Annotated in this window: 10 protein-coding genes; 9 read left to right on the top strand and 1 reads right to left on the bottom strand. The window is 62.0% G+C overall.

Going from position 1 to position 7,740, the window contains the following annotated elements:
• Positions 1-107 (bottom strand): transposase (locus BGI27_RS17105; protein ID WP_141239830.1); only part of this gene is annotated, 107 nt, incomplete at its 3' end.
• 95 nt (positions 108-202) lie between these two features.
• Between BGI27_RS17105 and BGI27_RS17100 the strand changes: the two genes are divergently transcribed.
• The 9 genes from BGI27_RS17100 to BGI27_RS17060 all read left to right on the top strand — a co-directional run bounded on the left by BGI27_RS17100 (position 203) and on the right by BGI27_RS17060 (position 7,726).
• A complete protein-coding gene (locus BGI27_RS17100) occupies positions 203-958 on the top strand; it encodes a pectate lyase family protein (RefSeq protein ID WP_095525996.1) in 756 nt (251 codons plus the stop codon).
• A 122-nt stretch (positions 959-1,080) separates the two neighbouring features.
• Entirely contained in the window at positions 1,081-1,944 is an 864-nt protein-coding gene (folD, locus tag BGI27_RS17095; RefSeq protein ID WP_095525995.1) for a bifunctional methylenetetrahydrofolate dehydrogenase/methenyltetrahydrofolate cyclohydrolase FolD, read from the top strand.
• Positions 1,941-2,441, top strand: coding sequence for a 5-(carboxyamino)imidazole ribonucleotide mutase (purE, locus tag BGI27_RS17090; protein WP_095525994.1), 501 nt, complete (start codon positions 1,941-1,943; stop codon positions 2,439-2,441). The genes folD and purE overlap by 4 nt, the downstream gene beginning before the upstream one ends.
• Positions 2,438-2,782 (top strand): DMT family transporter, encoded by a 345-nt coding sequence (locus BGI27_RS17085; protein ID WP_095525993.1) that lies wholly within the window; start codon positions 2,438-2,440, stop codon positions 2,780-2,782. The genes purE and BGI27_RS17085 overlap by 4 nt, the downstream gene beginning before the upstream one ends.
• Positions 2,782-3,945 (top strand): 5-(carboxyamino)imidazole ribonucleotide synthase, encoded by a 1,164-nt coding sequence (locus BGI27_RS17080; RefSeq protein WP_095525992.1) that lies wholly within the window; start codon positions 2,782-2,784, stop codon positions 3,943-3,945. The genes BGI27_RS17085 and BGI27_RS17080 overlap by 1 nt, the downstream gene beginning before the upstream one ends.
• A 1-nt stretch (position 3,946) precedes the next feature.
• Positions 3,947-4,813 carry a dienelactone hydrolase family protein gene (locus tag BGI27_RS17075; RefSeq protein WP_141239793.1) on the top strand — a complete coding sequence of 289 codons (867 nt, stop codon included), beginning with the start codon at positions 3,947-3,949 and terminating at the stop codon, positions 4,811-4,813.
• Positions 4,810-5,787: an L-threonylcarbamoyladenylate synthase gene (locus BGI27_RS17070; protein ID WP_095525990.1), complete on the top strand. Its 978-nt coding sequence runs from the start codon at positions 4,810-4,812 to the stop codon at positions 5,785-5,787. Before BGI27_RS17075 ends, BGI27_RS17070 begins: the two co-directional genes overlap by 4 nt.
• A 56-nt stretch (positions 5,788-5,843) precedes the next feature.
• Complete coding sequence (ubiB, locus tag BGI27_RS17065; RefSeq protein WP_095525997.1) at positions 5,844-7,364, top strand: ubiquinone biosynthesis regulatory protein kinase UbiB; 1,521 nt, start codon at positions 5,844-5,846, stop codon at positions 7,362-7,364.
• 110 nt (positions 7,365-7,474) lie between these two features.
• The gene (locus BGI27_RS17060; RefSeq protein WP_095525989.1) at positions 7,475-7,726 is read left to right on the top strand and encodes a high-potential iron-sulfur protein; all 252 of its coding nucleotides are present in this window, start codon (positions 7,475-7,477) and stop codon (positions 7,724-7,726) included.
• The last annotated feature ends 14 nt before the right edge of the window (positions 7,727-7,740 follow it).

The following is a 7,740-nucleotide window of genomic DNA, read 5'->3' as shown; positions in this document are numbered from 1 at the left end:
ATGCTCACATCCAGTCGCCCGGCAACGTCCGCAACGCTATGTCCGCGATCGGTCACTTGCTTGACCGCTTCAATCTTGAACTCTTCCGTGTATCGCTTGCTACTCATAGACACCTCCACTTGGTTGCCAGCTTAAGGCTTCGAAGTGTCTAGTGAACCGGGGGCGATTCAAGTTCGACTATCTGGAGACAAACAAATCTTCGATGACGGTGTACAACTATCTGCGTCAGTTCATGACGCAGGACCAGATCATGGAAGTTGCCAGTTACCAGAAAAAGGGCCATCTGATCGGCGCCAACGGATTGAAAGAGCCGAGTACCTATACCGTCACGCTGCACCACAATTACTACAACGGGTTGATGGACCGGATGCCACGTCTGCGTTCGGGTGACGTGCAGGTGTTCAATATCTATGCCGATTCCGGCGATGCCCGCGTTACCAAAAAATGGTATGACGATCTGTTCAATGCGACCAGTTCGTCGCTGACCGCGAAACTGACTTCAGGTTCTTACCATTTCGGTGTGACTTCCAATGGTTCGATCTTGACGGAAGGTGGCATGGTTGAAGTCACCAACAGCTTCTACAAGGGCGTGCTGACGCCCCTGCGGAACAATCAGACGGATGTGACCAACAGCAGCTACACCGGTGCTATCCGAGCGTACGGAACTCGTCATGAATTGTTGTCGGGTACGGATTCGTCCTATATGGCTTCGCCGCAATCCAGCTACACCGATAGCAGCAGCGTGACCTGGATGGTCTGGGCCGGCGATAGCAGCGCCACGGATAGTTCGCTAGGGCCGACGCAAGCCACCCCAATCGATTTTGCCTGGCACAACGGTGAGCCACCGACGCCGAAGAACCTGCACACGGCAACGGAGCTGCCTGACCTGCTGACCAAGTATGCGGGGGCCGGCAAGGTGAGCCTCACCGCTGCGCAATGGATGAACGCCAATAACTGAACCGGATGCATATCCTGTCAGGGCGGCCCGCGGGCCGCCCTTTTTGTTGTGACGTTTTCTGCATTTCCCCCGTGTTTGGGCAAGGGGTATAATCACCGGCTTTTCAAAAGCTTAGGCCTCCCATGACTGCCCGCATCATCGACGGCAAGGCACTCGCCGAAAAAGTACGCGAAGAGATCGCTCAACGCGCAGCCGAACTCACCGCCCAGGGCGTGCAGCCCTGCCTCGCCGTGATCCTGGTCGGCGAAGACCCTGCTTCTGCCGTATACGTCCGCAACAAGGTGGCGGGCTGCGAGAAGGCAGGCTTTCGCTCATTGAAGTTCACCTATCCGGTGGATGTCGCGCCGGAAGTGGTGTTCGCCAAGATCGCCGAACTGAACGCCGATGCGACGGTGCATGGCATTCTGGTGCAATTGCCGCTGCCGAAGCAGTTCGATGCCGACAAGGTGCTCGAAGCCATTTCGCCGGAGAAGGACGTCGATGGTTTTCATGCTGAGAACTTCGGCTTGCTGCTGCAGGGGCGCAAGAGCTTCTATCCCTGCACGCCCTGGGGCGTGATGAAGATGCTGGATTCCGAAGGGGTTCAGCTCAAGAGGATGGAGGCGGTGGTGATCGGGCGCTCCAACATCGTCGGCAAACCGATGGCGGTGATGCTGCTGTCGCGCGGGGCGACGGTCACGGTCTGCCATTCGCAGACCAAGGATCTGGCCTTTCATACCAAGCGCGCCGATCTCGTGGTGGCCGCGGTGGGGCGTGCGAAGTTTCTCACGGGCGACATGATCAAACCCGGTGCCGTGGTGGTCGACGTGGGCATCAATCGCGACGCCGACGGCAAGCTGTGTGGCGACGTGGATTTCGACACGGCCCGTGACGTGGCCTCCCTGCTCACGCCGGTGCCTGGCGGTGTCGGTCCGATGACCATCACCATGTTGCTGGCCAATACCGTGGAGTCGGCCCAGCGCGTCCTGGAAGCGAAGCAGCAATGAGCACGCCGAATCCTGTCATCGGCATCGTCATGGGGTCGAATTCCGACTGGCCGACGATGCAGGCCGCTGCCCGTATCCTCAAGGATTTCGGAGTGCCTTACGAGGCGCGCGTGGTTTCCGCGCATCGCACGCCGGATCTGATGTTCGAGTATGCCGAGCAGGCGCGGGAGCGCGGCCTCAAGGCGATCATCGCTGGAGCCGGCGGTGCGGCACATCTGCCGGGCATGCTGGCGGCAAAGACTATCGTGCCGGTGCTGGGCGTGCCGGTGCAGAGCCGTGCCCTGTCCGGGGTCGATTCCCTGCATTCCATCGTCCAGATGCCCAAGGGCATTCCAGTAGCGACCTTCGCGATTGGCGAGGCGGGAGCTGCGAATGCCGCGCTGTTCGCGGTGGCGTTATTGGCCAATGGCGAAACGCGCCTTGCGCTGATGCTGCAGGCTTTCCGTGAGCGTCAGACGCAGAGCGTTCTGGACATGACGCTGGACGATCCACTGTGAATCTTCAGCAACAGGCCTGGTGGGCGCTGGCCGTGGCCATTGTCTGTGAGGTGATCGCCACATCGGCCCTCAAGGCTTCGGCGGGTTTCAGCCGTCCACTGCCGAGCGTGCTGGTCGTGCTGGGCTATGGTGCCGCTTTTTATTTGCTGACCATCGTACTGCGCAGCATCCCTGTGGGGGTTGCCTATGCCATCTGGTCTGGCGCCGGCATCGTGCTGGTCAGTCTGGTGGGCTGGCTGCTGTACCGGCAGTCGCTGGACACGCCGGCGATTCTTGGCATCGGCCTGATTCTGGCCGGAGTTCTCGTTCTCAACCTGTTTTCCCGTTCTGCGGCGCACTGATGATCCAGATAGCTTCTCCCATACTGCCTCCTGCCACGCTCGGCATGCTGGGAGGCGGCCAGCTTGGCCGTTTCTTCGTGCTGGCCGCCCATGAAATGGGCTACCAGGTCTGGGTGCTGGATCCGGATCCAGCCAGTCCGGCCGGCAAGGCGGCGGACCGCCATCTGTGCGTGGCCTATGACGACCAGGCGGCACTGGACGAAATCGCCTCGCAGTGCGCGGCGGTGACGACCGAGTTCGAGAACGTGCCGGCCGCCACGCTGAAGTATCTGGCCAGGTCCGTTCCCGTGCGCCCGAATGCCGATGCCGTGGCGATCTGCCAGAACCGCGTCGCGGAGAAAACCTTTCTGCGCGATAACGGCATTCCGCATGCGGCATTCGCGTCGATCGAACGTCTTGAGGATCTGCGTACCGTCGAGGCAGCGCTGTTTCCTGGCATCCTCAAGGTTGCCCGTTTTGGTTACGACGGCAAGGGGCAGGCGCGCGTTGCCAACCGCGAGGAAGCCATGGCGGCTTTTCAGGCTTTCAACAATGAAGCCTGCGTGCTGGAGCAGATGCTCAAGCTGGATTACGAAGTGTCTGTCGTGTTGGCGCGTGATGAACATGGCGCCTGCAAATGTTTTCCCGTCGCCGAGAACCAGCATGCGCGCGGCATTCTCGATATCTCCGTCGCGCCGGCACGGGCATCGGTCTGCCAGCGTGACAGTGCCCAGGAAATCGCCGAGCGACTCGCGGAGAAACTCGGTTACATCGGTACGCTGGGCGTCGAATTCTTCGTTTCGCGCGGCGAGCTGTATGTCAATGAGATGGCGCCGCGTCCGCACAACAGTGGCCATTACACCGTAGACGCCTGTGTCACCAGCCAGTACGAGCAGCAGGTGCGTGCGTTGTGTGGCTTGCCTCTGGGGGATGCCCGTGCGCATTCGGCGGCGGTGATGGTCAATCTGCTGGGGGATGCCTGGTTCGACGAAGCCGGTAATTGCCGCGAGCCGGACTGGGCCAGGCTGTTTGCCGTTCCCGGCCTCAAGCTGCATCTGTATGGCAAGCATGAGGCCCGTCCTGGGCGCAAGATGGGGCATTACACGGTGATCGATGCTGACCCGCAGAAGGCGTTCGACGCGGCCATGGCGGTACGCGCCGCTCTCGGAATCAAGGACGAGTAAGATGCGCTGGCGCCAGAGGCTTGTAGAGCTGTGCTGGGCGCTGGCCGTAGTCTGTGTGCCGGCCTGGGCTGCACCCTTGCCGGCGGAAGTCTCGATCCCCGCAGCGGGATCATCTTCTTCGCCGGAGCCTCTGCGGGCTCATCTGTTCGCGCCGGAAGGTCCCGGGCCGCATCCGGCTGTCGTCATGCTGCATGGATGTGGTGGCGCCTATGCTCGCGATGGCAGCCTGAATGCCCGCCACCGGATGTGGGGAGAATTTCTGGCCGAGCACGGTTATGTGGCCTTGATGCTCGATAGCCTTAGCGCACGGGGCATCAGGGAGCTCTGTACGCAGAAATTTGCCGAGCGCAGCCTCAAGGAAGCCGACCGGCGTGGCGATGCCTACGCTGCGCTGACCTGGCTGCGCGAACGACCGGATGTAGACGGGCTGCGGATCGGCCTGCTGGGCTGGTCGCATGGCGGTGGTGTCACGCTGGATGCGATTACCCACCCGCCGAAAGCCGGCGATGGTTTTGCCGCGGCGGTGGCTTTCTATCCTGGATGTACCAGCAAGGCAGCCAGAGCGAGTCGATTCCATCCGTATGCGCCTTTGTTGCTGCTGATCGGAGAGGCGGACGACTGGACGCCGGCTGCGCCATGCCAACAACTGGCCCAGGCGGTCGTGGCACGGGGGGAGCCGATGCAGATCGTTGTCTACCCAGGCACCTTTCATGATTTCGACAACCCTGCGCTCACCCGCAAACGTGTGAGGCGCGACGTACCCAATGGCGTCAATCCAGGACAGGGCGTGACCACCGCCCCCAACCCGGAGGCGCGTGAGGATGCCAAGCTGCGCGTGCTGGGTTTCTTTTCCGAGCATCTGCAATGATCTGTAGCGATACTCCCGAAGACATCGCCCGCGCTGCCGAGCTGCTGCGCGCAGGCAAGCTGGTGGCGTTCCCCACCGAAACGGTTTATGGCCTGGGCGCAGATGCGTCCAACCCCGAGGCTTCGCGTGGCATCTTCGCGGCCAAGGGCCGACCCGCCGACCATCCGCTGATCGTGCATCTGGCGGATGCCGAACAACTCCCTGGCTGGGCGCGTGAAATCCCGAAAGAAGCCATCGCACTGGCACGTGCCTTCTGGCCCGGCCCGCTGACCCTGATCCTGAAGAAGGAGGCGGACGTTCCCGACGTGGTCACAGGCGGCCAGGATACGGTCGGCCTGCGTGTGCCGGATCATCCGGTGGCGCTTGCCCTGCTGCGTGTTTTCGGTGGTGGCGTGGCCGGACCTTCCGCGAACCGCTTCGGCCGTATAAGTCCCACCACAGCGCAGCACGTGCAGGAAGAGCTGGGGGATGCGGTTGCGATGATCCTGGAGGGCGGCGCCTGCGAAGTGGGCATCGAATCGACGATCCTCGATCTGTCGCGCGGTGAGCTGGTATTGCTGCGGCCGGGCATGATCGGCCGTACGGCCATCGAGGCCGTGATCGGCCGGCCGGTGCGCCTGAAAGGCGAGGGTGAGGCGGCGCCACGGGTTTCAGGTGCGTTGGCCGCGCACTATGCCCCACGCACACCGATGCGCATGGCAAGTTCTGCTGAAATTGCCGTGGCTGCCGGTGATTGCGCCGTGCTCACCCGGGCTGGAGAGAGCGCACCCGGGCGCTACGTCATGGCGATCGATGCACCCTTCGATGCGCATGGCTATGCGCATGAGCTGTACGCCAACCTGCGCGCGCTGGATGCCAGCGGGGCGCGTGAGATCCTCGTCCAGACCCTGCCGGATGACAGTGCCTGGGATGCCGTGCATGATCGTCTGGGGCGTGCCGTGGTCGGCTCGGGTACCGGACGCGATGAAACCTGAGCGGGGGCGGTAAGCCTCGCGGTAATATCCCGGCTTTGTTCAGGCCGCTTCCCATCGTGCGACTGCTCCGCCTCTCCCGCATCATCAACGTCGGCCTGCGTTTCGGGCTGGACCAGATGATCTTCGACCAAGCGTCCGCCACCCGTTTCGGCGGATGGGTGCAGCGCGCATTGCCGGCACGCAGGTTTGCTGCGCCGCGCGCGCAACGCTTGCGCGAGGCGCTCGAAACCCTGGGGCCGATCTTTGTCAAATTCGGCCAGTTGCTGTCTACGCGGCGCGATCTGTTGGCGCCCGACGTCGCCGATGAACTGGCCCGCCTGCAGGATCGCGTACCGCCGTTTCCTTCCGAGCAGGCATTGGCCGTGCTGGCCGAGGAATATGGTCGGCCGGCCGACGAGGTATTCGCGCAATTCAATGCACAGCCCGTGGCGTCCGCCTCGGTGGCGCAGGTGCATTTCGCGGTGCTGCCTGATGGCACCGAGGTGGCGGTGAAGATCCTGCGGCCGGGAATCGCACCCGTGATCACGCACGATATCGGTCTGCTCGATGCTGCGGCCTGGCTGCTGGAAAAGCTCTGGCGCGACGGTCGTCGTCTCAAGCCACGTGCGCTGGTCGCAGAGTATGCCCGCCATCTGGATGACGAGCTGGACATGATGCGTGAAGCCGCCAATTGCTCACAGCTGCGGCGCAATTTTGCGGACTCTCCCCTGCTGGCTGTGCCGGCCGTGCATTGGGATTACTGTACGCGGAACGTGATGGTGATGCAGCGCATGAGCGGTACGCCGGTCTCGCAGATCGCTGCCCTGCGTGCCCAGGGGGTCGATCTGAAGGCGCTGTCGCGCGCTGGCGTGGAAATCTTCTTTACCCAGGTTTTCCGTGACGGCTATTTCCATGCCGACATGCATCCGGGGAATATCCTCGTCACCCCCCGGGGCCAATACGTGGCGCTGGATTTCGGCATCATGGGGCCGCTCAACGAGCGGGACAAATCCTATCTCGCGCAGAACTTCCTGGCCTTCTTCAAGCGGGACTACAAGCGGGTGGCGCAAGCGCACATCGACGCTGGCTGGGTGCCGGCGCATACACGACCGGATGAATTCGAGGCCGCTATCCGTGCGGTCTGTGAACCGATTTTCGATCGGCCGCTGAAGGACATTTCCTTCGGCAAGACGCTGCTGCGTCTGTTCCAGACTGCACGCCGCTTCGAAATGGAAGTGCAGCCGCAGCTTGCGATGCTGCAGAAGACCCTGCTCAACATCGAGGGGTTGGGCCGAGAGCTCGATCCTGACCTCGATCTGTGGCAAACCGCCAAGCCCTTCCTCGAACGCTGGATGAACGAGCAGATCGGCTGGCGTGCCCTGCTGCGCCATGTGCACGAGGAAGCGCCGAACTGGGCGGTCAGCCTGCCACAACTGCCACGCCTTGTGCACCGAGCCCTGACGGCGGAAGCGCAGGAGCTGGTCATGGCGCGTGATGCCGAGCATCTGCGTTTGCGACGCATCCAGAATCGCCTGCTGATCGTGATCGTGGCATTGCTGGCTTCACTGGTACTCATCTGCCTTTGGTATGGGTGGTGAGGCTGCCTGTATCGAATTCCGTATACCTGTCCTTGATCTGCGCGGCTTGACGCACTGGCGCTATGCCTTGATCCTTTGGGGCAACCATTAACCCTAAGGAGAAAGTAGTCATGGATAGCCGCCGCCGTTCCATCCTCATTGCAGCCCCGGCTCTGGCATTGGGTCTGGGTGTCATGCGCAACGCTGTCGCGCAGGCAAAAGTGACCGAGAGCGATCCCATGGCGATGGCTCTGGGTTACAAGGAAGATGCTGCCAAGGTCGATACAGTCAAATTCAAGAACTACGCCAAAGGTCAGACTTGTGCCAATTGCCGGTTCTATGTGAATCGCCCCGGGTTTCCTAGACAGCCCCGAGCTTCATGAAATACTGTTTTTCA

Origin of the sequence: Candidatus Dactylopiibacterium carminicum (genome assembly GCF_014736495.1) — a bacterium.
In the GTDB taxonomy this organism is placed as follows: domain Bacteria; phylum Pseudomonadota; class Gammaproteobacteria; order Burkholderiales; family Rhodocyclaceae; genus Uliginosibacterium; species Uliginosibacterium carminicum.
Note: the sequence above shows the minus strand (reverse complement) of the source record. Positions and strands in the feature narration are given on the sequence as shown.